Here is a 25,488-nt window from a genome sequence, read left to right on the forward strand (position 1 = left end):
ACTAGCTTTGTTCCTTCCGACAGTAAAATACTTAGACCAAATGATAAAAAGACTCTATAGCTATATTTTATTCTTATATTTGTTTCCTCTTCTCTGCGTTGGACAAGTATATAAGAATATAGGAATAGAAGATGGATTGAGCAGTAGAAGAGTATATGCCATTCAAAAAGATAAAACAGGATTCATGTGGTTTCTCACACACAGAGGAATTGACAGGTACGACGGCAAAATATTTAAGCAATATACACTTACTGTTGATGGCAATGAAGTAAGTTCGCTTCAATACCTTAACTGGCTTTACACCGATAGCGACGGGGTGCTTTGGGAAATAAGTAAACGTGGTATTATATTCAAGTATAATGAAATAACCGACAGTTTTGAGGTAGCCTATCAATTACCCAAAGATGCCGGAACTCAAGCTTCCTTACCCATAAGTTACAGTTTTATCGACAACAACAAAAATATATGGCTGTGTAGCGAAGAAACCGTATATTTATATAACACTGTTAGCCAGGAAGTACAAAGCTATGAAACAAATATTCTAGGAAACATCACCTTTATTTGTCAGTGCAAGGATAATTACTATTATATTGGTACCGATAATGGCATTCATAAAGCGGAATTACAATCGGGTTCCCTTCAATTTATTCCTCAGCCACCGCTCGACGACAAGCAACTGATGGTTAACTATTTACATTACGACCAACCATCCAGCCAATTGTTCATCGGCACCTTTCAAAAAGGGCTTTACATCTTTAATCTTGCCACAAAAGAATTTATTGAAAAGCCCCAAAACATATTTACCGACATTACAATTACCCGGATAGCCTCGCTCAACAACAATGAAGTACTGCTGGCTACTGATGGTGCAGGTATATACAAACTAAATACAACAACCTACGAAACCATTCCCTACATAGTCGACGATTATCACAAAAACAATTCTATCATCGGTAACACCATTGCCGATATGTATATTGATGATATGAGTAGAATATGGATAGCTAACTTCCCGATGGGCATTACTGTTAGAGACGATCGATATTCTTTTCATAAAACATATACCCACTCGGGAAACAAACAATCATTAATTAATAACACAGTAAACCAAATTTTTGAAGACAGTGAAGGCGATCTTTGGTTTGCAACAAATAATGGTGTATCCTTTTATAATGAAAAGACCCAAAAATGGCATTCTTTTTTGAGTACTTTTAATACGGAATTTAAAGGCAAAAACAATGTATTTTTATCTATCTGCGAAGATAAACCGGGAATAATGTATGTTGGCGGACATAGTTCGCACATATACAAAATAGACAAACACAAATTAACAGCCGAAATAGCCTCGCACGAGATATTTCCACAAGACCTGATTAAATCAGACAAATACATACGTTCTATCATCAAAGGACATTTGGGCTCTCTCTGGATTGGCGGTCACAGCAATTTGAAAAGAATAAGGATCTCACAATCGGCTACACTGTATCCCGATCTTAAAAACATAAATGTTTTATTAGAGAAAGATAAAAATTCAATTTGGGTAGGAACCGCTACCGGATTATATTTACTGGATAAGCACAGTGGTAAATCCATAAACATTGAGTTGCCGGTGTTGTCGAGCTATATCTATTCCTTATATCAATCGGATAATGGGAAATTGTACATCGGTACTAACGGATCGGGTTTTTTGATATACGACATCAACCAAAAAGAATTTGAACACTTCCACAGAGATAACAGTCCGCTGATATCTAATAACATATACACCATATTGGCGCATAACGAAACCATTATTCTGAGTTCCGAAAGCGGATTAACCAGGTTGTACTATCCTTCGAAAGAAGATTTTCATAACTGGACCCGCGAACAAGGACTGGCCACCAATCAGTTTTATCCCAGCTCGGGTGTGGTAAGAAAAAATGGGAACTTTATATTTGGTACAGCCGATGGAGCTATTGAGCTAGACAGGTTTATTCAAATACCTACCGAATATCCTTTAAAAACGATAATAAGTGAATTGCAGATATTAGACAAATCGGGGAATACTATATCACTTGACCAGAACATCAATGAAATAACAACATTAAACCTGAAACACGATCAGAATATCTTTTCAATAAGATTGTCAGCCATTAATTACGACTATCCATCGGATATTCTTTTCTCATGGAAGTTGGAGGGTTTTTACGATGAATGGACCACCCCTTCGCCAAACAGGTTAATTAGTTATGCCAACCTTAATCCGGGCAAATACAACTTGCAAATACGCACCCGGTCAAAAGAAAATAACAAAGTAATAAAAGAAGAACGGAGCATTAAAATAACTGTTGAACCACCTTTCTGGAAAAGTTCCTGGTTCATTATTATTTATGTTTTAGCAGCTATAGGCATAATCTATTTTGTGTCGCGTTTGCTATTCCTGAAGAAACAGAAGAAAATATCCGAAGAAAAATTTGAATTCTTTGTTAACACTGCCCATGACATCAGAACACCACTTACACTGGTTAAAGCCCCACTGGATGAGATAGTAAGCAGCGAGCAACTGACTCCCGAAGGAACCAGAAACATCAATACTGCCCTTCGCAATGTTAATGTATTGTTAAGGCTAACTAACAACCTGATTAACTTTGAGCACATAGATATATATTCGTCGGAAGTATTTATAGCCGAACACGAACTCAATACATTAATGAAGGATATAGTAAACTCCTTCCAGGCATTTGCTGCGGTTAAACAAATAACGCTTGATTACAAAAGCAATTTTACATTCCTGAATGTATGGTTCGATAAAGAAAAAATGGATTCTATTATCCGCAATATTATATCGAATGCTGTAAAATATACACCTTCGGGTGGAACGGTTAAAGTACGTGCATACGATTCTGCCGGCCATTGGGGCATAAAAATAGAAGATACAGGAATTGGTATCCCTGCTAGCGAACAGAAAAAGATTTTCAAAGATCATTTCCGTGCTTCGAATGCAATAAACTCTAAAATAACCGGATCGGGTATGGGAATGGTACTTGTTGGACGCCTGGTTAAATTACACAAAGGAAAAATTGCGCTTCGAAGTGTTGAAAAGGAAGGAACTACCATTCAGATTTCGTTTCCTAAAGGTTACGACCACTTCAAGAAAGCACATCTGGCAATGCCTTACAAAAAAGACATTCAAGCCCCGGAAGAGTATATTCCTATACAGAATTCGGCGCCAATAAAAATAAATACAAGCGGAAAAAAGATTCTGATTGTTGAAGATAACGATGAATTACGCGCTTATTTACAGCAAACACTGGGCGATGAATATCATGTTCAAACTTGCGAGAATGGTAAGGATGCTTTGTTTATTGTAAAAGACTATATGCCCGAACTTATTATTTCGGATATAATGATGCCCGAAATGCAAGGAGATGAAATGTGTGCAATACTTAAAAAAGACATTGACACATCGCACATTCCAATTATTTTGCTAACGGCGCTCAACGATGAAAGAAATATTATTAAAGGTATTCAAACAGGAGCCGACGAATATATTGTAAAACCCTTCAATATAGGGATTCTTAAAGCAACAATTGCCAACCTGTTAGCAAACCGCGCTCGTCTTAAAAGTAAATTTGCCAATCTGGACATGTCCGAAGAGGAAGATGACAACGGAAGCTGCACAAAATGTCAATCGGATCTTGACTGGAAGTTTATCTCTTCAATCAGAAAAATAGTTGAAGACAACCTCAGTGATACTGAATTCAATGTAGAAACATTGTGTTATCATATGAATATGAGCCGCACCAGCTTGTACAATAAAATAAGAGTTCTTACAGATAGTGCGCCAAGCGATTATATACGTATTATTAAATTAAATAAAGCTGCCGAATTCCTGAAAGAAGGAACATATTCTATCACCGAAGTATCAGATATGACTGGTTTTAGTGATGCTAAATATTTCCGCGAAGTATTTAAAAAATATTTTGGTGTAAGTCCTAGTAAATACAAAGACAGCAAAGAAGAAAATAAAGAGAAATAGGGAATGAATATATATTTGCAACTATTTGGCATATTCTGCAAAATAGGGTTATTCACTATTGGCGGAGGTTATGCCATGGTACCGCTTATTGAAGATGAGATAGTAAGGAAAAGAAAATGGATTGCTCAGGACGACTTCCTCGATCTGTTAGCCATTTCGCAATCGGCTCCGGGGGTATTTGCTGTAAATATATCCATCTTTATCGGTTACAAATTACGCAAGATAAAGGGCAGTTTGGTTACTACCTTGGGTGCTGTTCTTCCTTCTTTCATTATAATACTTACCATTGCTATATTCTTTAATAACTTTAAAGATAATGCAATAGTAGAACGTATATTTAAAGGAATACGTCCTGCAGTTGTTGCATTAATAGCCGCCCCTACTTTCAATATGGCAAAGTCTGCCCGTATTAATCGGTACACTATTTGGATTCCGGTAGTATCTGCTATCCTTATCTGGCTATTCGGTTTTTCGCCTATCTGGATTATTGTAGGAGCAGGAGTTGGAGGCTACCTCTGGGGAAGAGTGGTTAGTAAATAGTAGTTAGTAGATAGTAGTTAGTTAGCCAATAATTTTCAATTTAAATGATTTATTTAGAACTCTTCTATACCTTCTTTAAAATAGGTCTCTTCGGATTCGGCGGTGGATATGCAATGTTATCCCTTATTCAGGGCGAGGTAGTTACCCGGCACAATTGGCTCACAGCCCAAGAGTTTACAGATATCATAGCAATCAGTCAAATGACACCTGGTCCTATAGGAATTAACTCTGCTACCTATGTGGGATACTCATCTACAGGTAGTGTTTGGGGATCCATTGTTGCAACGTTTGCGGTAGTACTTCCATCGTTCATTATAATGTTGCTAATTAGCCGTTTCTTTCTTAAGTATCAAAAACATCCTGTTGTTGAATCTGTTTTTCAGGGATTAAGACCTGCAATTGTGGGACTTTTGGCTGCTGCCGCCCTAGTATTAATGAATGAAGACAATTTTGGTTCACCAACGAAAGACTTGTACACATTTATCATCAGCATTATACTCTTTATTACCGCTTTTATCGGCACCCGCAAATTTAAAATAAACCCTATTTTAATGATTGTAGCATGTGGTTTAGCTGGCCTTTTGCTTTATTAGTACATACTCGTCTGGTTCAGTTAGGAGCTGAATTGAAACGCTGAGTTACGCTAAGTTACGCGGAGTTTTAGTTTGATATTATGATGAATACTTTAAAATTATGCCGCATGGGTTCCCCCTCCTTGGCTAAGGGGTGCCCAACGGGGTGGTTGGTGTACATACAACACAATGTTTTATACACTATGTTTGGTAGTCCAACCACCCCGCCCTAAAGGCCACCCTCCTTATCCAAGGAGGGGAATTCCATGCGGCATCGAAATAAAAACTCCGCGTAACTTAGCGTAACTTAGCGTTTCAATTCCCAAACCCTTCCCAGAAGTTTAAAATACAAATTTTGTCGTCATTCAACACGCGGAGGATTTATTCTACTGATTAACAATGCGTTAAATGCGTGTTGAATGCCGTGTTGAGAAACATTATTACAACTATTTCGTCACGCTTTCAACACGCTTTATTTTGAGCTTTGACCTCTAACAATAGTAGGGACTTTCCGATAGAAAACCCTGTACTCTTCCGCATAATAATCCACTATTTTCCATAAAATAGTCCATATTTCTAAGCAAGCTATATAGCATTGGGGTTCCGGTCTATATAGATGAGTGCCTTCGATCTATATAGCACCGACCTCTCGATCTATATAGCATCGACCCCTCGATCTATATAGAAAGATATTTGAACTGTACTTTTCTCCCGGTAGGATAAAGCTTTTCTCCTACCGGGATGAAGCGTTCATCCTACCGGGAGAAACCGTTTATCCTACCGGGAGAAAGGCTTCATGCTACCGGGATAATACAGGTTAAACAGAGTACGAACTAATTGTTATCATGTTGCATTTTTATAACTCCCTGATTTTTAGCAACCAACAAAAACAGCCTAGTGATAGCAGTGGTAGATATTTTTTACTATCACTGCATCTATCACTAAATTAATTAACTGTTTATCAGAATGTTATCACTGCTAGTGATAGCAGTGATAGCAAAATGGCGAAAAAACATTTTCTGAGGGATTTGCAATTTGGGCAATTTGGGTGTACGACAAAAGCGAAGCCTCCGTGTTCAGCACAAGGAAAAGCTCAGTGTTTCTGTGCCTCTGTGTTTTATTTCAATTCCAATCTGATTTGAACCAAATTGATGAAGCATGAATAATACAGGTTAGATACTTTGCCAATCTACTGCTAACAATAGTTAAACTACTGCATTAATTAGTTAATCAACTATCAACAATAGTTGTTTGTTTAAAACCAATCACTACATTTGCAGTATAACTATACAATATTAGTATGAAACGCTTAACACCCAAAGAAGAAGAGATAATGAATATTTTCTGGAAAGAAGGATCTAAATTTGTAAGGGAATTACTAGCCTATTATGATGATCCCAAACCACACTACAATACTGTATCTACATTAGTGAGGGGATTAGAAGAAAAAGAGTTTCTTGCATACAATGCTTATGGGAACACCTATCAATACTATCCTCTTATCAGTGAAAAAACATACAAATCTTCCACATTAAAAGATTTGGTTGCTCACTATTATAACAACTCGTACACAAACGTAGTATCGACCTTTATAGAAGAGGATGGAATTTCGCTCGACGAATTGAAAGAACTCATTAAAGAAATAGAGAATAAACGAAAGTAATAAAAGTAGCCGATATGGGTGCATTCATATTATATATACTAAAATCCGGTTTCTGTTTGATTTTGTTTTATCTGTTTTACAGACTGGCAATGAAGCAAACTACTTTATTCCGATTTAATCGGCTAACAATTCTGATTGGATTTTCTATTTGCTCATTACTACCTTTGGTACAACTAAATATACAACAGGAATTGCCGATTCAAACCAGTTTGAAAACCATAGAAACGTTTCTTGTAACAAATAATGAATCCGAAAGTACTATTATACAAACTGCACCCGAAGATCAGATAGAAAACTCTTATTACCATCAAAAGCACATAAGCTGGAAACATGTACTGTTTGGTATTTATCTTTTGGGCTTCTTTGCTACTTTTCTGCATTTCATGTTGTCAACTGTACAAATGATCGGCCTAATCCGGCAATCCGAAAAAATTAAATATAACAACTACACACTAGCCATAAACAACCAAATAACCACATCTTTTAACTGGGGACGTTTCATTGTACTTTCTCAAAAAGATTATCTGGATCACTCGCATGAAATTATTCTGCACGAATCTATGCACTTACGTTATAATCATACGTTGGATTTATTTATTACGCAGTTCTTCATCATACTGCATTGGTTTAATCCGGCATGTTGGTTGTTGAAGCGTGAGTTACAAGAAGTTCATGAGTACGAAGCCGATAATGGCGTAGTTAACACTGGCATCGATGCAACGAGATATCAACTTTTATTAGTAAAAAAAGCTGTTGGCACAAGGCTCTACTCTATAGCCAATGGTTTTAATCACAGTAAACTTAAAAACAGAATTACCATGATATTAAAAGAAAAAACGAAAAAGCACGCGCGACTCAGGGTTCTGCTTGCAGTTCCTTTATTAACATGCGTATTGTATTTATTTGCTCAACCGCAAATGATGGAAATTGTAGCAACAAGCAATCAGGAAAAGCCAGTTGGCAAAAACAGTGAGACTGATTTGTTTGAATACGAAAAACTTGTTCACGGACGTGTACTTAACGATACGGAAAGAAACTACGAAACTGCTTTTATATTTGTAAACAAGAACGATAAGTTGATGTTTAATAATGATTTTGTAACAATTGAAAATCTGCCTAATAACATCCGGCTGTTTGTAGAAAATGAACATAAAAAAGCAATCACCGGAAATAAAAAAGTAAAAGCTGTTGTTATAACATTTATATACGACAGAGGTAGTAGTTATAAGTGTATCGAAAAAATCAAATCAATTGTTTCGGAACTATCTGGAGAGTTCAAAGAAACACTTATTAAAACAGAGGCCGATGCAAATGATCCTGATAAACTTTATCCGGTATTGTTATTCACAAGCTTTCCTAAGAATTATGGAGCAACAACTCCCAGTAAAACTACAGATGACAAAGTGCTGACAGGGGTAAAGATTACGATTAATGATGTGGAAAACAATTATACCCGTGTATTAGAAAATTTTACGTTCGATTCATTAACTTCCGAACTTAAGAAAGCTGTTAGCAATCCTGGTGCAACACCAACAATACATATTAATGCTGCACCCGAAACTAAAATGGGGGTAATTACGGATATAAAACAGGCAATACGAGGGGCGTATATATATTCAATCACATATTGTCCGCTATAGGTTCACATACTATCCAAGCATGATAATGCGAATGCGGAGTAACAGGGATTAAAGGTTGATACCCCTTAATTACTCTACCATTTAAGATTTGAAGTGGATGTTCATAAGATAATTGCTCCACAGTTTCCAATAGTTTTTTATGTTCAGGATAATACTCTATCCTGAACATACCTTTGGAAGTTTCGTTTACAAAACGATCGTAAATGATACGAGACGTCATTCCCATGTTCATCCTCAGGTTTACTTCTACACATGGATGAATCCGAAAAAGGGGGCTTTCCTTAAAACTGCATATCATCATGTCTACTCCCAGATATCCACAATATACACCTGGCAAAATTCTTTTGAACTCTTCAATCAAAGCATGTTTTATTAATTCAAGGTTTTCTACCGGAACATATTCTGCCAAATATTTTTCTATCTGAATATCCGGAATCAGTATATTACCCATATATGCACCACTTAATGTGGTTTGGAAAAATGAATACCCGGCAAAACAAATATCGCCTGCTTCGTTAGCCTTAAATTGCATGGCAAAATCTATCACTTTATTGTATAAAGGTTCTACCACTACCCCACCCTGCTGTTTTATTATGTTTTCGCACCAATGCTCAATGTGATACGTAAATACACCTTTACACCAATTCAACCCTTTACCACTACCCGATAAAGGTGCTTTTAGAACACAAAACTCATGCCCTTCTACAAATTTACGTATTTCAGCAATATCTGTGTAGTAATAAGATGTACCGCAAAACGCTTGGTTAAAAATTAACTTTTGTAGCAACTCAACAGCAAGTTTCCTGTGCGAATATTGCCGGATCTGTTCCAATCGATCGCCCGAAGGAAGATTATCTGCCGGAATACCCAACTGAGATAACCGATTTGAGATTGCAGGATTCCACCCCCATGGTGCGAAAGAATAAGCTGAATAAAGCCGACCCATTTCTACTGCCGGACAGATAGACGGAAGATGTGGAAATTTCTGTTTCACATCATCCAAAAAAGCTTGATTAAAAGCAGAAGGAGCCAGAACTATATCGTCTTCATCGCCATACCACACCGGTAGTAAAGCCAAATCTGTTGCCAACTGCCTAACATTAACAGAGGGCATATAATTAGGATCAAAGTTGGCCAACGCCAGGTCGTGATCCGGATTAAAAAGGTAGAGCTTTCTCATAAACACCACAAAAATAAGAAAAATGGATTTTTGATTATCGCAAAAATATGCGATATTTGCAAAATGTTTCAGATTACCATACTTGACTTATTGGTAAAGGGCTTCATTGTTGGCGTAGTGATTTCTGCTCCAATGGGACCAGTAGGAGTTCTGTGTATTCAGCGTACCTTAAATAAGGGGCGCTGGTATGGTTTTGTAACAGGACTTGGAGCATCTATTAGCGATATAATTTATGCTTTACTCACTGGTTATGGTATGAGTTTTATCTTTGATTTTATAGAAGCCAATATATTTTATCTCCAGCTTTTGGGTAGTATTATGCTTTTGGCATTTGGTTATTACACCTTCCGAAGCAACCCGGTAAAAGCCATCCGTCCGGTTTCGCACAGCACAGGCACCTACTTCCACAATTTCATAACAGCCTTTTTTGTCACCCTCTCCAATCCGCTTATAATATTCCTTTTTATCGGTTTGTTTGCACGATTAACTTTTGTTCTTCCGGGAATCACGGTTGCTGAGCAACTAATAGGATACATTGCAATTTTGCTGGGGGCAATAACCTGGTGGTTTGGAACTACTTTCTTTGTAGATAAGGTGAGAGCACATTTCAATGTACGCGGATTGTGGATGATTAACCGTATTATTGGAGGCATTGTTATAATAGTAGCATTATTCGGACTCATATTCACGCTATTAGGAGAATCTTTATACTAAGAATATGTACATAGCCCAACAACTAAAAGAAAAGAATATAGCCGAGTACCTTATTTATATGTGGCAGGTAGAAGACATTATACGTGCCAACAACCTTGATATCAACCAAATAAGGGATAACATAGTGGCTCAATACACGCAGATACAAGAGGCAGAGCGTGTTGGTTTATTAAATTGGTACCAGGACCTTATAAATATGATGCGCGATGAAAACGTTATCAGTAAAGGGCACCTTCAAATAAACAAAAATGTTATAATCAATCTTACAGATCTGCACCAAAGATTACTAGCATCGCCTAAATTCCCTTTCTATCATAGCGCCTATTACAAAGCACTTCCGGTTATTGTTGAGTTAAGAAGCAAAAGCGGTAATACCGAAGAGCCTGAATTAGAAACCTGTTTCGAAGCATTATATGGAGCAATGTTACTTAAACTTCAACAAAAAACCATCAGCACAGAAACAACTAAAGCATTAGAAAACATAAGTAGTTTTTTATCCATGCTAGCCAATTATTACGACAAAGATAAAAAAGGAGAATTGGATTTAAATTAGAATATTAATCACCTGTTAGTAGACTACTAGCTACTAACTACTAATTACCAAATATGAATGTTTTAATTACCGGAGCCAATGGACAATTAGGAAACGAAATGCGTGTACTTGCAGATCAATATCCATACACTTACTTTTTTACTGATGTAGCCGAGTTAGATATTTGTGATGAAGAAGCAGTAAACATTTTTTTCAAAACCAACTCTATTGATGTTGTAGTTAACTGTGCTGCCTATACTGCTGTAGATGCAGCCGAAGACAATCGGGAATTAAGTGATAAGCTAAATAACATAGCACCCGGCTATCTGGCAAAAGCTGCACAGAGAAATGGCGCATCTATAATTCAGGTATCAACCGATTATGTATTCAACGGTACCAACCACATTCCCTATACCGAAGACGAGCCCACCTGTCCGGCATCAGTTTACGGATCAACCAAGCTGGCTGGCGAAATAAATGTATTAGAGAATTGCGAAAAAGCAGTAGTTATCCGTACAGCATGGCTTTATTCCATTTACGGCAATAACTTTGTAAAAACAATGATACGCCTCGGACGCGAACGAGACACCCTTGGAGTTATATTCGATCAGGTTGGCACCCCTACCTATGCCAATGATCTGGCCAAAGCCATATATGCAATCATAGAGAAAGGAGTGGTGAGAGGTATATACCATTTCAGCAACGAAGGGGTATGCTCCTGGTACGATTTCACCAAATCCATACATCGCCTGGCCGGTATAACTGGATGCAAAGTAAATCCTTTGCATACAGCAGATTATCCTACCAAAGCTGCACGCCCTCATTATTCGGTATTAGATAAAACAAAAATAAAAGAAACCTATAACATTGAAATCCCACATTGGGAAGAAAGCCTGAGTAATTGCATTAAAGTTTTGAGTTATGAGTTATGAGTTTTGAGTATCTGCAGAGAAAACTCATAACTCATAACTCAAAACTCAAATCTCAAAACTCAAAACTAATATGAACGAAATAGAAAGAAGACGAACCTTTGCCATTATTGCCCATCCTGATGCGGGTAAAACTACATTAACAGAAAAATTATTGCTTTTCGGTGGACAGATTCAAGTGGCTGGTGCCGTAAAAAGCAACAAGATAAAGAAAACAGCTACCAGTGACTGGATGGAGATTGAGAAACAACGTGGTATCTCGGTAACTACTTCCGTCATGGAGTTTGATTATAAAGATTATAAGGTAAACATCCTTGACACCCCCGGTCACCAGGACTTTGCCGAAGACACATTCCGTACACTAACCGCTGTAGATAGTGTAATTATTGTGATAGATGGTGCCAAAGGGGTGGAAACGCAAACGCGAAAACTGATGGAAGTCTGTCGTATGCGTAAAACTCCGGTTATTATCTATGTGAATAAGATGGACCGTGAAGGACAAGATCCGTTCGACTTGTTGGATGAACTGGAAGAAGAACTGCAAATAGCGGTTCGTCCACTTTCATGGCCAATAGATCAGGGAATAAGATTTAAAGGAGTGTATAATATCTACGAACAAAAACTCGACCTTTACCAATCGTCAAAGCAGGTGGTTACTGAAAAGGTTGCGGTAGATATTAACAGCGAAGAGTTAGACCGCCAGATTGGCGAAGGGCTTGCCGGAAAGTTACGTTCCGATCTTGAGCTGATTGCCGGCGTATATCCTGAATTTGATAAAGAGGAATACCTGAGAGGGGATTTGGCTCCGGTATTTTTCGGTTCTGCCTTGAATAATTTTGGAGTGCAGGAGTTATTAGATTGTTTTGTGGAGATTGCTCCCAGTCCTCGCCCCGTGCAGGCAGAAGAGCGTTTGGTACAACCCGAAGAGTCTAAATTTACCGGTTTTATCTTTAAGATAACAGCTAATATCGATCCCAACCACCGTTCGTGTGTGGCTTTCTGTAAGGTTTGTTCGGGCAAGTTCGAGCGTAATGCACCCTACAAACACATACGGCACAATAAAACACTTCGGTTTTCGTCGCCCACCCAGTTTATGGCACAGCGTAAGGCAACTGTAGATGAGGCTTGGGCCGGAGATATTATCGGTTTGCCCGATAGCGGTGGCACCTTTAAAATTGGCGATACCCTGACCGAAGGCGAATTGCTTCACTTCAAAGGATTGCCTAGCTTCTCGCCCGAAATGTTTAAGTACATTGAGAATGCCGACCCGATGAAACAGAAACAACTGTCCAAAGGTGTCGATCAGTTAATGGATGAAGGTGTTGCTCAGTTGTTTGTTAACCAATTTAATGGTCGTAGAATTATTGGTACGGTGGGGCAGCTTCAGTTTGAGGTTATTCAGTACCGCCTATTGCACGAGTACAATGCTTCGTGTCGTTGGGAACCTGTAAGTTTGTATAAAGCTTGTTGGATTGAAAGTGATGATCTGGAAGAACTGGAAGCCTTCAAGAAACGCAAATACCAATATATGGCCAAGGATAAAGATGGTCGTGATGTTTTTCTGGCCGACAGTGGTTATGTATTACAAATGGCTCAAATAGATTTTAAGAATATAAGATTCCATTTCACAAGCGAGTTCTAATACTAAAACGCTGATTTTTTGTTTTTCTATTGATATGAATGCCCTCTGGGCATTAGATGCAGTCCAGATTGTATGCAGTTGCCCGTAGGGCATTCATATCAATAGAAAATAATATTATTGAGCGGCTGCCCTATGCAAACTAAAGCAATGCATTCCCTGCCATTTATATTCGAGAACCAGATTATACGAAGCAGCTATGGTTTGCGCAATAGAAAGCCCTAAACCTAATGATTCTTTATTCTCTGTTTGCGGATGATAAAAACGCTGGAATATTTTATCCCTTTCTAAAGGAGCATCACCACTGTTTTTTATAATCAGTCCATTCGTATTTGTTTCAATAGTTATTTCACCGTTTGGTTTGCTATGCGACAACGCATTCTTTAAAAGATTTGTTACCAGAATCTGGGCCAGATACTCATTGCACTTTATTATAAACGAATCATTTCCTGCATAATTTATCCGGATTCTTTTCTCTTCATAAACGTCTGTCAAATCGGGTAAGAGTGCTTCTATTATTTTGTTTATATCAACATCATCCATCCCATCGTACTGCTTATTCTCTATTCTGGATAGTAATAGCAAAGATTGATTTAGTTTAACAACCCTGCCTAAAGTTGTATATATACTATCAATTTCTTCCATCTGTTTTTCATTCAATAAGCCATCCTGCACCAGAAGTTCTATTTTATTCCGAACAATGGCCAATGGGGTTTGCAATTCGTGCGATGCATTCTCAATAAATTGCTTTTGCTGTTGATAAGCTTTAAAACTGCGATTACTCATATCAATTGCAGCTTTACTCAATTCCTGAAATTCCTTGATTGTAGTTTCATTATTCAACTCTGGTACCTCCTTACCCGGCTGAATTTTCCTTAGCCAGTCCATTAGTTTATCAAGAGGATTGAACGATTTCTTTAAAACAATCCGGGTAATGAGCATCAAACTGATGAAAAGCAATATAAACAGAGAAATCAGGTAAGCAAATATTGCTTCAATCATGTCTTCGCGTTCAAGAGTCGATATTTTCAATTCCAGTTCGTAGTATTGTCCGTCGGGCATCCTGAAACAAGACATCATCACCCTTACCGGTTCATGTTCATCCTCTGTTTGTATATACACTGTTGAGTCGTAGAACCTTGTTTTATAGTCTTCGGCTTCGACATCAGAAATCGGACGAAACTGATACAAGGTCATTATATTACCCGTAGTATTCAGAATAGTAGGATCATCTAATGCCATGTTTATCAGTATATTCTGATAATTTTCAAGTGAGTCATCTGTTTCATCAGTTACCTCCTCAATTATGGTATAGTAAAAAAGGATTCCCCAGCCGGTTAATATCAGTAACAAGAAAAGAAGTAATTTCCAATATGTATAATGTAGGAGTTTCATAACTCTGTTAATTTATAACCAAATCCGTATACAGCAGTAAGTTCTACTGTAGCTTCGGCCTGTTTCAATTTCCGACGAACGTTTTTCACTTGCGAATAAATAAAATCAAGACTATCTACCTGATCTACATTGTCGCCCCAAACAGATTCTGCCAAACTCATTTTACTGATAACCCTACCCGGATTAATTACAAAATAGTACAACAGATCAAACTCTTTGCGCGTTAAAACCAAAGGGGTACTACCAATAGATACCTCACGCTTATCGGGCCAAAGTGTTAGATTGCCCAAAGATACTGTAACGTCGCCTTTTGTAGATTTTCGTCGGATTACTGATTTGATACGGGCATTTAGTTCTGCCAGATAAAACGGTTTGGTAAGGTAATCATCAGCTCCCAGTTCTAACCCCTTAACTTTATCGTCCAACGAATCTTTTGCTGATATAATTAATACACTATCGCTACGATGCAGTTTCTTCAACTCTTCCAGAATATCTAATCCACTGCCACCGGGTAACATAATGTCCAGCAATATGCAATCGTAATCATAATCATTAATTTTATTCAGTGCCGAGTTATAATCGGTAGCTTCCTCTACCAAAAATTTCTCTTTCAACAACGATTCGCGAATGATTTGTCGCATATCCGGTTCATCTTCAATTATAAGAATTTTCATATTGGTGCTTTTGCGGTTAATATACAAAGAAATAAAATAATTTGGGAATATTTCTGGAATTCTGTGTGAATTAAAACACAGAGACACAGAAACACGGAGCTTTTCCTTGTGCGGAACACGGAGGCTTCGCTTTTATCGTACAAAACTCTGTGTTCAGCACAAAGAAAAGAACTCTGTTTCTCTGTGACTCTGTGTTTTAATTTTAGTTCAAATCAGCCCCAAACTGAACCAAAACACAACCATAGTTGTTAAGTAATAAATCAAATTATCACTTTATATCATGAAACAAGATTATAAACTAATAAACAACACAGAGAAACTTCAATATGAATTCCATATTAACAGACATGTACCACTCATTGAATACATTGTTAACAAAGATGGAAACATTTGTCTTACACACACAGAAGTGCCCACTGCTTTAGGCGGAAAGGGAGTTGGAACCCAACTTGTAGAAAAAACGCTGGAGGAAATTGGCAATCGGGGTTTTAAAGTAATCCCCATTTGTCCTTTTGTTGCAAAATACATAAAAAAGAACCCTATGTGGAAGAGTATAGTTGCCGAAGGGATTACCATAAGATAAGTAATTAATAAAAACATATTAAACCTAAAAACAAATGGAAAAAGTTCATGAATACTCAAATGGTGAGATTATTATTTTATGGAAACCGGCCCTATGTACGCATGCCGGTACATGTGTAAAAACCTTGCCTGCTGTATATAATCCGTGTGCACGCCCATGGATAAAAGCCGAGAATGCCACAACCGAAGAATTGAAAGCGCAAATAGAAAAATGTCCCTCGGGTGCATTGAGCTACAAAATAATTGAAAACTAAAAGTTGAAAATTGAAAATTACTATGCAGATTTGATTAGATAACTAAACTACCTATGGCTATTTTTTATTTTAGATAATAAATAATACCTTTGCTACATAGTAATTTTCAATTTCCAACTTTCAATTTTCAATTTAAATGAAGACCTTAATCTCTATCTTACTTCCTATTATTATTTGTGTAGGATGTAAAAACTCCCCTCATTTCATTTCTGATACTTCTATCAGAGAACAAGTTGCTAACGATTTTGAAGCCAAGCAAAATGCCTTACCTCATGGTAATCTATTCGAAGTGTTTAAAGAATCACTTTCTGATATAGAAAGAGAAGCTTTAACCTTTTTGTATGCATATATGCCTATTGGCGATGTTACAGATTACAGTGGTGAATTCTATTTGCAAAACATCCGTTCCGCATTTCGGGTAAAAGAAGAAATGCCTTGGGGAAAAAACATTCCGGAAGAGATTTTCCGCCACTTTGTGCTCCCCGTACGTGTGAATAATGAAAACATGGACGATAGCCGTATGGTTTTCTATGAAGAGCTGAAAGACAGAGTGAAAAACCTATCGCTTTATGATGCTGTTCTTGAGGTAAACCATTGGTGTCATGAAAAAGTAATTTATACTCCCTCCGACTCGCGTACCAGTTCTCCGTTAGCTTCGGTACGTACTGCTTACGGCAGATGTGGCGAAGAGTCGGTGTTTACGGTGGCTGCTTTGCGCTCCGTAGGTATTCCTGCCCGCCAGGTATATACGCCCCGTTGGGCACATACAGATGATAACCACGCCTGGGTAGAAGCCTGGGTAGATGGTAAATGGTATTTTTTGGGGGCTTGCGAACCGGAACCTGTACTCAACATGGCATGGTTCAACGAACCTGCTTCCAGGGGAATGTTGATGCACACCCGTGCCTTTGGCCGCTATAACGGCCCCGAAGAGATAATGGAAGTTACCAACTGCTTCACCGAGATTAATGTAACCGACAATTATGCTCCAACTGCCAGCATAAATGTAATTGTACAAAACACAAGTGGCGAAACGGTTAAAGATGCTCAAGTAGAATTCAAAATTTACAATTATGCTGAATTCTATACCGTAGCACGTAAAAAGACCGACAAGAACGGAACTGCTTCATTATCTGCCGGTAAAGGAGATATGCTGGTTTGGGTTACACACAACAATAAGTTTGGTTATCAAAAAGTATCGTTCGGAAAAGACAGCAATGTAACCATTGTATTAGATAAAACGCCGGGTGATTGTGTAGATATTGAGATGGAAGTTACTCCGCCTGCCTCCCACCCTATTCCTGTTGATGTTACTGAAGAGCAAATTGCCGAAAACGCCAAACGTTTGCTTATGGAGGATGAAATACGCAATAAATATGTTTCTACTTTTTACACGGATAACAAAACAGATAATCGTTTTTTGATTGCCAGTAGAGGAAACTTTGCGGAAATAGAAAAATTTATCAACACCCTTACCGATGAAAACCGTTCGGCAGGCATGGAGTTGCTGAATATGATTTCGGCCAAAGATTTACGCGATGTCCCTTCGGATATACTTCTGGATCATCTGTTAAATATCCCATATAGCCTACTTGATTCGCAACTCGCTACTTATATTTTAAGCCCAAGGGTAAGTAATGAATTGCTTACTGCTTACCGTTCTTTCTTTCAACATGCTTTTGATGAAGAACAAATAAAGAAATTTCAAAACAACCCTCAGTTACTGGTGCAATGGGTAAAGGAGAATATTGAAATCAATGATAACCTAAACCCGCAACGGATTCCGGTTATGCCTATGGGAGTTTACAAAGCACGAGTTGCCGATACTCATTCGTATAATATATTCTTTGTTGCTCTTGCCCGTAGTTTCCACATTCCGGCACGTATTGAATCTGTTACAAGAAAAGTACAATACCACATTAACAACACATGGGTAGATGTTGATTTTGAAGCTTCGGCGCCTGTTATTGCTGCTCAGGGAGAACTAACGGCTTCATACAATCCTATCAAAACGCTGAGAGATCCTAAATACCACAGTCATTTCACTGTTGCCAAAATTCTTTCCGATGGTAGTTTGCAAACTTTAAACTTCCGCTCGGGCAGCGTTGATATGGGTATTGGCAACACATGGGCTCAAATGTTACGCAAGCCTCTTGCTATGGACGAAGGCAATTATTTACTGGTTACAGGTAATCGCATGGCAAAAGGAAATGTTTTGTCTCAAATTACATCATTCAATATTCAACCGGGCAAAACGGCACATATACCATTAGTAATGCGAGAAAATCCGGAAGATATTCAGGTTATAGGTAGTGTTGATGCCGAAAAAACTTTCCGCCGGGTTGATGATAATCAGGAAACCAGTATTTTGGCTACTACCGGACGTGGATATTATGTAATAGGTGTACTGGGTGCGCGTCAGGAACCAACCAACCATGCCATGAGAGATATTGCTGCTGTTGCAAACGAACTTAATGAATGGAACCGCGGAATAATCTTGTTATTTAAGAATGAACAGGAATGGAATAGTTTCGACACTAACGAATTTGGTCAATTACCTACTACAGTTACTTATGGCATTGATGAAGATAATAAAATCACTAACATGATAGCCTCGGCTATGGAAATATCCAACACCAATAATCTACCTATATTTATTATAGCAGATACTTTTGGAAGAGTAGTGTTTGTATCGCAAGGATATACAATAGGATTGGGTGAGCAGATGTTGGGGGTGATTGGAAAGATTTAATTTATTAAGCCTACCCCGGGTTACGCTTTGCTTTGCTCACCCGGGGTTATGCACATATTACCCCTGTCGGGGTAAATGCTTGCAATTCCTACTTTGTGTTCTAATTTACGATTCCCAATCCAGAATTACCTTACCACTTTCTCCGCCATCCATGACTTCGAACCCTTTCTGGAAATCATCTACAGAGAAGCGGTGTGTAATAATCGGTTCCAGGTTTATACCGGAGATAAGCATTTGTTCCATCTGATACCAGGTTTCCCACATCTCGCGGCCATAAATTCCTTTCAGGGTAAGGGCTTTGAAAATAACTTTATCCCAGTTAATGGCTGTTCCCGCTGGTTGAATACCCAGCAAAGATATTTTAGAGCCATTATACATATTATCCAACATTTCGTTGAATGCTTTGGGCGAGCCCGACATTTCCAAACCGATATCGAAACCGCTCATATTGAGTTGTTTCATAGCCTGCTCTACTGTTTCACCTCTTTTGGGGTTAATGGTAAGTGTTGCACCCATCTTTTTGGCAATCTCCAAACGATTATCACTCAAATCGCTCACAACAATATAACGTGCTCCGGCAAAACGGCAGATGGCTGTTGCCATAGAGCCAATCAATCCGGCTCCGGTAATCAAAACATCTTCGCCTACAACGGGGAATGATAAAGCGGTGTGAGTAGCATTTCCAAAGGGGTCCATGATACTTGCCATATCATCCGAAATGCGGGGATCAAGTTTAACAACATTCTCGGCAGGGATAGAGAGGTATTCGGCAAATGCACCGTCACGATTTACACCAACACCAATGGTGTTTGCACAAACATGTTTCTTACCACGGCGACAGTTACGGCAGTGTCCGCAAGCAATATGTCCCTCACCGGTTACACGGTCGCCAATTTTAAGATTCTTTACCCCTTCGCCCATATCAACTACCGTACCAACATATTCGTGGCCAATAGTCATAGGGGTTTTAATGGTGCGTTGCGACCAATCGTCCCATCGGTAGATATGCAAATCCGTACCGCAAATAGCTGTTTTTTTAATTTTGATTAAAACATCGTTTACTCCTACTTCGGGCATAGGAACATCTTCCATCCAAAGGCCTTTTTCGGGGCGTAATTTTACTAAGGCTTTCATTATCAGCGATTCTTTATTAAGGTTATAAATATGACATCAAAGGTAATTGATTTTTAGAAATGGTGTTCTATTTGCATGAGAATTTATATTCCATACGACTTGTTATCTGCTTCGCTTAATGCATGCATAAAGTTTTTAAAACTATCATATTCCTGCGGAGTAACTATCTCGGTTTTCAGCACCAATTTTCTATGTACCCGAAGTGTGTTCGGCGTGCTTAAATCATATCTCAAGGAATAAACGGCATTAGCACACTCCAGAAGAACATCTTCAGGAATTTCTAACATTTTTCTTCCCTCGGGCAAAGTTATCGTTATTGTTTCTTCACAGATATCTTCCATAAAATACTGCCACAGCTCAAGCGGATATTTGCGGGATTCTAATGAAAACTCCTCAAGAGATGGAATCTGGTCATTCCATTGTATTTTGAATATCTTCATGCCGGCAATTGCCTGTACCATGTTTTTTGCTTCTATCTCAAAACTATACACAGCTGTGCCTTTTAAACTGGTAAGGTCATCAAATACCAGATTTCTTACTTTTATAGGAGTTGTATAATCCGAAGCTATATTTTGCGTTAGTTGTTTCAACTGTTCTTCGGCTCCTAAATCAGCATACATGTGTCTGATACCAGACGCAGACGCCCCACTGCGCGTTGTTGTAGTTTTGGTTATTACATCTGTTTCGTTAAAATGCATACTTGTTTCGCGTTTGGTTGTGTTCAAAGAGCGAAACGGCATATCCATTACCAAAAGCTTATCGCTTGTGGATTCATTGCCATAAGGAATAGGAAGTATAGGCGATTGTAAATCGAAACTGTGTGTTGCTCCAAATGGTAGCTTGTTATCTGTTAATTCCAGATAGTACGTTTTGCCATCAACTTTTAACTGAGCAATACAATGATTAAAACCATTTGAAGGTAACGGTAATATGTTCCGTCCATTGTCTCGTGTAAGAATCAATACCAGATTAGCCTCTATTCCGGACAATCGGCAGAAGGTTACAAACAAAGTCGAAACATCTTTGCAATCTCCCAGACGTGTAGAAATGGTGCGCGAAGCATCTTGCGGAATAAAATTATTCTGCATAAACGGTACATTTGAATAAGTTATGTTTTTCAGAATATATTCGTAAAACAACTTGGCCTTTTCCAACTGACTGGCGTTTTCGTTACCTTTCAGAATTTCGTTCAGCGTTTCCTTTACCAAATAATCGTCTTTAAATTTATTGGTAGTGAGGTCTTTGTACCAGCTACTAACAAATGTCCAATTGGGGATACTGCTAAAAGATAGGGTTGGTACCACATCAACAAAAGAGCTCATCAGTGGTTCGGTTCTCACAGCTGGCTGATCGGTTAATACCCATCTGTACAGCTTCATATCCTCAATATTGGATATTTGAGGGGTGATTTTACCATTGGCAACAACGTATTGAAACTTCTTATCTTTAGGTGCCAGAATAGAGTAGCTGGTTATCATTGAAGGCACTACATATTGAAATGTTTCCTGATTGTAAAAATGCTTGGAAAATGCATCGGTCGAGAAGTCTTTTACTCGATATTCCAAGTAAAGTACATTCCCTATTTCAAGGTTTGTAAAAACAACATGGCTGTTATTGGTTTCGGCCTTTACCTTTTGTCCGTTTTCCTTTATTATTTCTGCTTTATCCAATGTTAAGCTTTGATTACCATAATATGGAATAGAATATTCTTTCCATATTTCAACACCTGTTTGATTTAATATTTTCACAGCTATTTCTACATGATATTCTGCGGCCCCCTCCTGATAATACATAAGTTTGGTATCGTGCAAAACAATAATAGAATGATCGTCGGGAAAATCTGTATGCGAAGGTGTTTTAGCTACTAAACTATCAATATTATAACGGGGGAACAAGTCTTCCATCTCTTTTTTACCTTCGAGCTGACGTAGCTGTGCTCTCGATTCGAACGAGGATGGATCATAATGAATTGACATTTTATAAGCTTCAATGGCTTGTTTTTCATTATTCATTGCTTTGTAAATCTCGGCTTGCTGGGTATAGACATCTGCCAGAGACGGACTTATTTGTATAATACGTTTGGTTATGTTCAGTGCTTCTTCATAACGTTGCATATTATACAGTGTTCTTGCATAATTTTGCATAAAGCCTACACCATAGGGAATTCTTTCTATTCTGTCTTTTAAAACCTGCAACCCTTTTTCTGTATCACCATCTTTTATATATCTGCCTGATAACATATTCAAAGCGCTTGCATTAAAGTAGTTGGAACAATATTCTTCGATGATGGCTGTAGCCGCTTTACTGTTTTTGAGCGTGTATTCTTCAATGTTGAACATTGCGTTCATATAACCGTATTTATATGGATACTTTTCATAATTGCCCTTTACTATAGCTATGTAGTCTTCTTGCTTATTCTGCTTGTTAGCCAGCCATGCATCAATTTGGCTGGTGGTTAAGTTTTCGCCATAAAGTTGTTTCATTTTCTGGCATATATTTTTCACCTCTGTTATTTTGTTGGATGCAATAGCTTCGTCGCAAAGATTGTCAAGTGCATAGAAAGATTCCGGATCGTCTGTCTTCAAATCTTCCATTTGTTTAGTATAGTATGTCTGGTTTTGCGCACGGGCATAAGCCTCAGCCAACCTATAATGTACAAATGATGACTTGGGAGCTTTTTTCTGAAATTCTCTTAATAACAGGATAGCTTCTTCTGCCTTATCGTTTCTAAGGTATGTTTCGGCCAGTGTTAAAGTATGAATAGGATTATCGCTGTCCGACTTCAATTTGGCAAGCAGGTATTCTTCGGCAAAGAAAGGTAACAGATTATTCGATTCGGCAACAGTCGAGGTTGTGTATTTAGTATATTCTGCATTCTCCAACAATCCGCTTACCGGGTCACCGTTTGCGTTGGTTAAGCGTACCAAAAAATTTAAAGCATTAACTTCACTTTGTCCTACCTGTAAAAGAATTCTATTGGCTCCTTTATTTAGTTTAACCTTATACGAATATATATCCATATCGCAGTTGCGCTCTTTTTTCACCGAAGCTACAAGTGCATCATTTATCCAGATTTTAAGCGATCCGGATGTTCCGGCACGAAGATAAACTTCCTGTGCCTCGGGCGATGTTACAAATGTTTGAGCATAAGCTATCACATTGTCGGGTACGAAATAATAAGTAAAATCAAACCAACCATCGGGTTTATTCAGTCCGGGATTATACCAATTTACTGTTGCTCCTACTTTGTTTTGAAAATTATCTTTTATCCGGCTCTTCTGGAGTGCTCCCCAGTCTTTATCAAAGCCACTCCCCGATACATTATTGAAAGTACCCAATACCTGCCACTTTAAAAGGGCTCCGGTTTTTGCAAACAATTCATTTGCTTTCGTGGTGTTGTTACACCCCATATAATGTTTAGCTGCGGTTTCATTGAGCATAGCTTTCAATGTTCCGTGCATGGGATTGTTTATAATAGCTTCCAGAAAATTTATTTTCTCTTTTTCCAGCACATCATTACTTGCAAAGGTAAACGGGGTTGTGTACAACCCATATAGATATGCATCGGGCTCGGAAGCATGTTTATAGAACTCTTGAAACTGATTGAAAGCATCTTCCAATCTGGATTCGCTCCAGTCTAAGAAAGCAAGACCGAGATAAGAATCGGCTTTGCATTCGTCGCTATTCAATGCCAGGTTGAAGTGCTCCCGGGCTTCTATTCTATTGTTTTGCAGAAATGCAGCCCATGCCTTATTGTAATTCTCATTGGCCGATACCGATAAATTTCCGCATACTAAAAGGAAAAGGAAAAGAAATGCAAACTGTACTTTATTATTCATATTCATAGCAATAATGTTGGTGTCTTTTTACAAAGATGCAGAGATTAATTGAAAGTTGAAAATTGAAAGTTGAAAATTATTATACAGTGTTGTAATTTGGTTCAAATCAGAGGGGAATTGAATAAAAACACGGAGACACAGAAACACGGAGCTTTTCCTTGTGCTGAACCCGGAGGCTTCGCTTTTGTCGTACAATACTCAAAAACTCAAAATAGGCCAACGGCCTAATAGCCTCTAGCGTAGGCCAACGGCCTACGATGAAGAATATCACATGGAATGCGAGGCTGTAAGCCTCGGAGCTTGCATACAAATACGCTTCGAGGCCTACAGCCTCGCATTTTCATGTAACATCATTGTGTAGGCCGTTGACCTACGCTAGAAGCTATTAGGCCGTTGGCCTATTTTTGAGTAAAAGCGAAGCCTCCGTGTTCAGCACAAAGAAAAGAACTCTGTTTCTCTGTGACTCTGTGTTTTAATTTTAGTTCAACCCAGCTCCTAACCGAACCAAACACAACTGACAATCAACAGATTACAGTACCACCGATTTTTTAGGCTTGAGAAAAAAGTTTCATCAATTATTTTAAGCCTGAAACAAAAGTATCATGCAGGGTGGTACAAAAGTGCCACAACTAAGATACTTTTGTATCACAAGCGTGGCACTTTTGTATCACAGGCATGATACAAAACAATTGAGGTTACCCCATTATGGAGTAACCTCAACCTTACAATGCATAAATACTAAACACCTATTTTAAACTGAAAACGGGGGAGTATACTCCCTGATCGGCACCACTTGTCCATACACAGATACGACCATAAAGGAATTTCTGTTTTTTCGATTCATCATCTAAATCGAAAGAATAAGTAACAGCACCTTTTTGAATATCATCTCCGGTAAAGTCTACACGTTGTACTTTGCGCTCATCATCAACAAACTGCGTTTTATTTGTTAACAGAATAATGCGGTCTATTTCGCGGTCCTGTACAATCTGATTAATATTAAAAGTAGCTGTAACCTTATCACCGGCTACCTTCATATCGGCATTTGTAATGGTGTAGTAAGGGGTTACCTCCATGTCTTGCACAGTATTACCTTTCACTGTAAAGTAAGTAGTATCGCGCGAGTTTACCCATGGTCCGTTATTATTACGGGTCACCATTTTATAGTCACCATTGAACAACATGGCCGAGAAAGAGCCATCCTGACCTACAAACACTTCAATAGCTTCATATTTCTGAAATCCATCTTGATAAAGTTGCAAGCGTACACGCTCGCCGGTTCCACGAACCTGTATAGCTTCGCCATTATAAACCACCTTTCCGGTAAGTTTAGATTTCGGTTCGTCATAATTATCTAATCCGCAGCCAGTAAACAGAACCAGCAATAGCAAGGTCTGTAAAACTGTTGAAAATATTATCTTCATATACTTT

Annotated in this window: 18 protein-coding genes; 12 read left to right on the plus strand and 6 right to left on the minus strand. The window is 38.3% G+C overall.

The window, feature by feature from the left end:
• Positions 1-40: 40 nt before the first annotated feature.
• The 5 genes from D0T85_RS08380 (at position 41) to D0T85_RS08400 (ending at position 8,433) form a co-directional block, all read left to right on the plus strand.
• Positions 41-4,018: a two-component regulator propeller domain-containing protein gene (locus D0T85_RS08380; RefSeq protein WP_163212199.1), complete on the plus strand. Its 3,978-nt coding sequence runs from the start codon at positions 41-43 to the stop codon at positions 4,016-4,018.
• A gap of 3 nt (positions 4,019-4,021) precedes the next feature.
• Positions 4,022-4,558 (plus strand): chromate transporter, encoded by a 537-nt coding sequence (locus D0T85_RS08385; protein WP_163212201.1) that lies wholly within the window; start codon positions 4,022-4,024, stop codon positions 4,556-4,558.
• A gap of 44 nt (positions 4,559-4,602) precedes the next feature.
• Positions 4,603-5,151 carry a chromate transporter gene (locus tag D0T85_RS08390; protein ID WP_163212203.1) on the plus strand — a complete coding sequence of 183 codons (549 nt, stop codon included), beginning with the start codon at positions 4,603-4,605 and terminating at the stop codon, positions 5,149-5,151.
• Between the two features lie 1,279 nt (positions 5,152-6,430).
• Positions 6,431-6,793 (plus strand): BlaI/MecI/CopY family transcriptional regulator, encoded by a 363-nt coding sequence (locus D0T85_RS08395; RefSeq protein WP_163212205.1) that lies wholly within the window; start codon positions 6,431-6,433, stop codon positions 6,791-6,793.
• Positions 6,794-6,807: 14 nt separating this feature from the next.
• Complete coding sequence (locus D0T85_RS08400) at positions 6,808-8,433, plus strand: M56 family metallopeptidase (RefSeq protein WP_163212207.1); 1,626 nt, start codon at positions 6,808-6,810, stop codon at positions 8,431-8,433.
• On the opposite strand, the gene D0T85_RS08405 is transcribed toward D0T85_RS08400, so the two are convergent.
• Entirely contained in the window at positions 8,414-9,613 is a 1,200-nt protein-coding gene (locus tag D0T85_RS08405) for a hypothetical protein (protein ID WP_163212209.1), read from the minus strand. The two genes, D0T85_RS08400 and D0T85_RS08405, sit on opposite strands and share 20 nt — an antisense overlap.
• Before the next feature lie 63 nt (positions 9,614-9,676).
• On the opposite strand from D0T85_RS08405, the gene D0T85_RS08410 reads away from it, so the two are divergent.
• The 4 genes from D0T85_RS08410 (at position 9,677) to D0T85_RS08425 (ending at position 13,430) form a co-directional block, all read left to right on the plus strand.
• Positions 9,677-10,327 (plus strand): LysE family translocator, encoded by a 651-nt coding sequence (locus D0T85_RS08410; RefSeq protein WP_163212621.1) that lies wholly within the window; start codon positions 9,677-9,679, stop codon positions 10,325-10,327.
• 4 nt (positions 10,328-10,331) lie between these two features.
• Entirely contained in the window at positions 10,332-10,880 is a 549-nt protein-coding gene (locus tag D0T85_RS08415; protein ID WP_163212211.1) for a DUF4924 family protein, read from the plus strand.
• Between the two features lie 53 nt (positions 10,881-10,933).
• On the plus strand, positions 10,934-11,791 hold the full coding sequence (gene rfbD, locus D0T85_RS08420; RefSeq protein ID WP_163212213.1) for a dTDP-4-dehydrorhamnose reductase: 858 nt from the start codon (positions 10,934-10,936) through the stop codon (positions 11,789-11,791).
• Positions 11,792-11,861: 70 nt separating this feature from the next.
• A complete protein-coding gene (locus tag D0T85_RS08425; protein ID WP_163212215.1) occupies positions 11,862-13,430 on the plus strand; it encodes a peptide chain release factor 3 in 1,569 nt (522 codons plus the stop codon).
• 114 nt (positions 13,431-13,544) lie between these two features.
• On the opposite strand, the gene D0T85_RS08430 is transcribed toward D0T85_RS08425, so the two are convergent.
• Together D0T85_RS08430 and D0T85_RS08435 are read right to left on the minus strand one after the other, a co-directional pair.
• Positions 13,545-14,822 carry a HAMP domain-containing sensor histidine kinase gene (locus D0T85_RS08430; RefSeq protein ID WP_163212217.1) on the minus strand — a complete coding sequence of 426 codons (1,278 nt, stop codon included), beginning with the start codon at positions 14,820-14,822 and terminating at the stop codon, positions 13,545-13,547.
• Positions 14,819-15,496 (minus strand): response regulator transcription factor, encoded by a 678-nt coding sequence (locus tag D0T85_RS08435; RefSeq protein ID WP_163212219.1) that lies wholly within the window; start codon positions 15,494-15,496, stop codon positions 14,819-14,821. Before D0T85_RS08435 ends, D0T85_RS08430 begins: the two co-directional genes overlap by 4 nt.
• A gap of 280 nt (positions 15,497-15,776) precedes the next feature.
• On the opposite strand from D0T85_RS08435, the gene D0T85_RS08440 reads away from it, so the two are divergent.
• From D0T85_RS08440 to D0T85_RS08450, 3 genes are all read left to right on the plus strand, one after another.
• Positions 15,777-16,079, plus strand: coding sequence for a GNAT family N-acetyltransferase (locus D0T85_RS08440; RefSeq protein ID WP_163212221.1), 303 nt, complete (start codon positions 15,777-15,779; stop codon positions 16,077-16,079).
• 34 nt (positions 16,080-16,113) lie between these two features.
• Positions 16,114-16,332: a (4Fe-4S)-binding protein gene (locus D0T85_RS08445; RefSeq protein ID WP_163212223.1), complete on the plus strand. Its 219-nt coding sequence runs from the start codon at positions 16,114-16,116 to the stop codon at positions 16,330-16,332.
• 136 nt (positions 16,333-16,468) lie between these two features.
• Positions 16,469-19,084 (plus strand): transglutaminase domain-containing protein, encoded by a 2,616-nt coding sequence (locus D0T85_RS08450; RefSeq protein WP_163212225.1) that lies wholly within the window; start codon positions 16,469-16,471, stop codon positions 19,082-19,084.
• Positions 19,085-19,189: 105 nt separating this feature from the next.
• Here D0T85_RS08450 and tdh read toward each other — a convergent pair whose 3' ends face one another.
• The 3 genes from tdh to D0T85_RS08465 all read right to left on the minus strand — a co-directional run bounded on the left by tdh (position 19,190) and on the right by D0T85_RS08465 (position 25,481).
• Complete coding sequence (gene tdh / locus D0T85_RS08455; protein WP_163212227.1) at positions 19,190-20,218, minus strand: L-threonine 3-dehydrogenase; 1,029 nt, start codon at positions 20,216-20,218, stop codon at positions 19,190-19,192.
• Positions 20,219-20,301: 83 nt separating this feature from the next.
• On the minus strand, positions 20,302-24,063 hold the full coding sequence (locus D0T85_RS08460) for a DUF3857 domain-containing protein (protein WP_163212229.1): 3,762 nt from the start codon (positions 24,061-24,063) through the stop codon (positions 20,302-20,304).
• Between the two features lie 740 nt (positions 24,064-24,803).
• Positions 24,804-25,481: a DUF3823 domain-containing protein gene (locus D0T85_RS08465; protein ID WP_163212231.1), complete on the minus strand. Its 678-nt coding sequence runs from the start codon at positions 25,479-25,481 to the stop codon at positions 24,804-24,806.
• Positions 25,482-25,488 lie beyond the last annotated feature (7 nt).

Origin of the sequence: Bacteroides sp. 519, from assembly GCF_010500955.1 — a bacterium.
Classification (GTDB): Bacteria; Bacteroidota; Bacteroidia; order Bacteroidales; family Bacteroidaceae; genus Bacteroides.

What these genes read in the sequence shown, in the direction of transcription:
- D0T85_RS08380 (WP_163212199.1), top strand. Translation starts at nt 41, where the DNA reads ATGATAAAAAGACTCTATAGCTATATTTTATTCTTATATTTGTTTCCT.
- D0T85_RS08460 (WP_163212229.1), bottom strand. Translation starts at nt 24,063, where the DNA reads ATGAATATGAATAATAAAGTACAGTTTGCATTTCTTTTCCTTTTCCTT.
- D0T85_RS08445 (WP_163212223.1), top strand. Translation starts at nt 16,114, where the DNA reads ATGGAAAAAGTTCATGAATACTCAAATGGTGAGATTATTATTTTATGG.
- D0T85_RS08390 (WP_163212203.1), top strand. Translation starts at nt 4,603, where the DNA reads ATGATTTATTTAGAACTCTTCTATACCTTCTTTAAAATAGGTCTCTTC.
- D0T85_RS08385 (WP_163212201.1), top strand. Translation starts at nt 4,022, where the DNA reads ATGAATATATATTTGCAACTATTTGGCATATTCTGCAAAATAGGGTTA.
- D0T85_RS08405 (WP_163212209.1), bottom strand. Translation starts at nt 9,613, where the DNA reads ATGAGAAAGCTCTACCTTTTTAATCCGGATCACGACCTGGCGTTGGCC.
- D0T85_RS08425 (WP_163212215.1), top strand. Translation starts at nt 11,862, where the DNA reads ATGAACGAAATAGAAAGAAGACGAACCTTTGCCATTATTGCCCATCCT.
- D0T85_RS08400 (WP_163212207.1), top strand. Translation starts at nt 6,808, where the DNA reads ATGGGTGCATTCATATTATATATACTAAAATCCGGTTTCTGTTTGATT.
- D0T85_RS08410 (WP_163212621.1), top strand. Translation starts at nt 9,677, where the DNA reads ATGTTTCAGATTACCATACTTGACTTATTGGTAAAGGGCTTCATTGTT.
- D0T85_RS08395 (WP_163212205.1), top strand. Translation starts at nt 6,431, where the DNA reads ATGAAACGCTTAACACCCAAAGAAGAAGAGATAATGAATATTTTCTGG.
- D0T85_RS08435 (WP_163212219.1), bottom strand. Translation starts at nt 15,496, where the DNA reads ATGAAAATTCTTATAATTGAAGATGAACCGGATATGCGACAAATCATT.
- D0T85_RS08430 (WP_163212217.1), bottom strand. Translation starts at nt 14,822, where the DNA reads ATGAAACTCCTACATTATACATATTGGAAATTACTTCTTTTCTTGTTA.
- tdh (WP_163212227.1), bottom strand. Translation starts at nt 20,218, where the DNA reads ATGAAAGCCTTAGTAAAATTACGCCCCGAAAAAGGCCTTTGGATGGAA.
- D0T85_RS08440 (WP_163212221.1), top strand. Translation starts at nt 15,777, where the DNA reads ATGAAACAAGATTATAAACTAATAAACAACACAGAGAAACTTCAATAT.
- D0T85_RS08415 (WP_163212211.1), top strand. Translation starts at nt 10,332, where the DNA reads ATGTACATAGCCCAACAACTAAAAGAAAAGAATATAGCCGAGTACCTT.
- rfbD (WP_163212213.1), top strand. Translation starts at nt 10,934, where the DNA reads ATGAATGTTTTAATTACCGGAGCCAATGGACAATTAGGAAACGAAATG.
- D0T85_RS08450 (WP_163212225.1), top strand. Translation starts at nt 16,469, where the DNA reads ATGAAGACCTTAATCTCTATCTTACTTCCTATTATTATTTGTGTAGGA.
- D0T85_RS08465 (WP_163212231.1), bottom strand. Translation starts at nt 25,481, where the DNA reads ATGAAGATAATATTTTCAACAGTTTTACAGACCTTGCTATTGCTGGTT.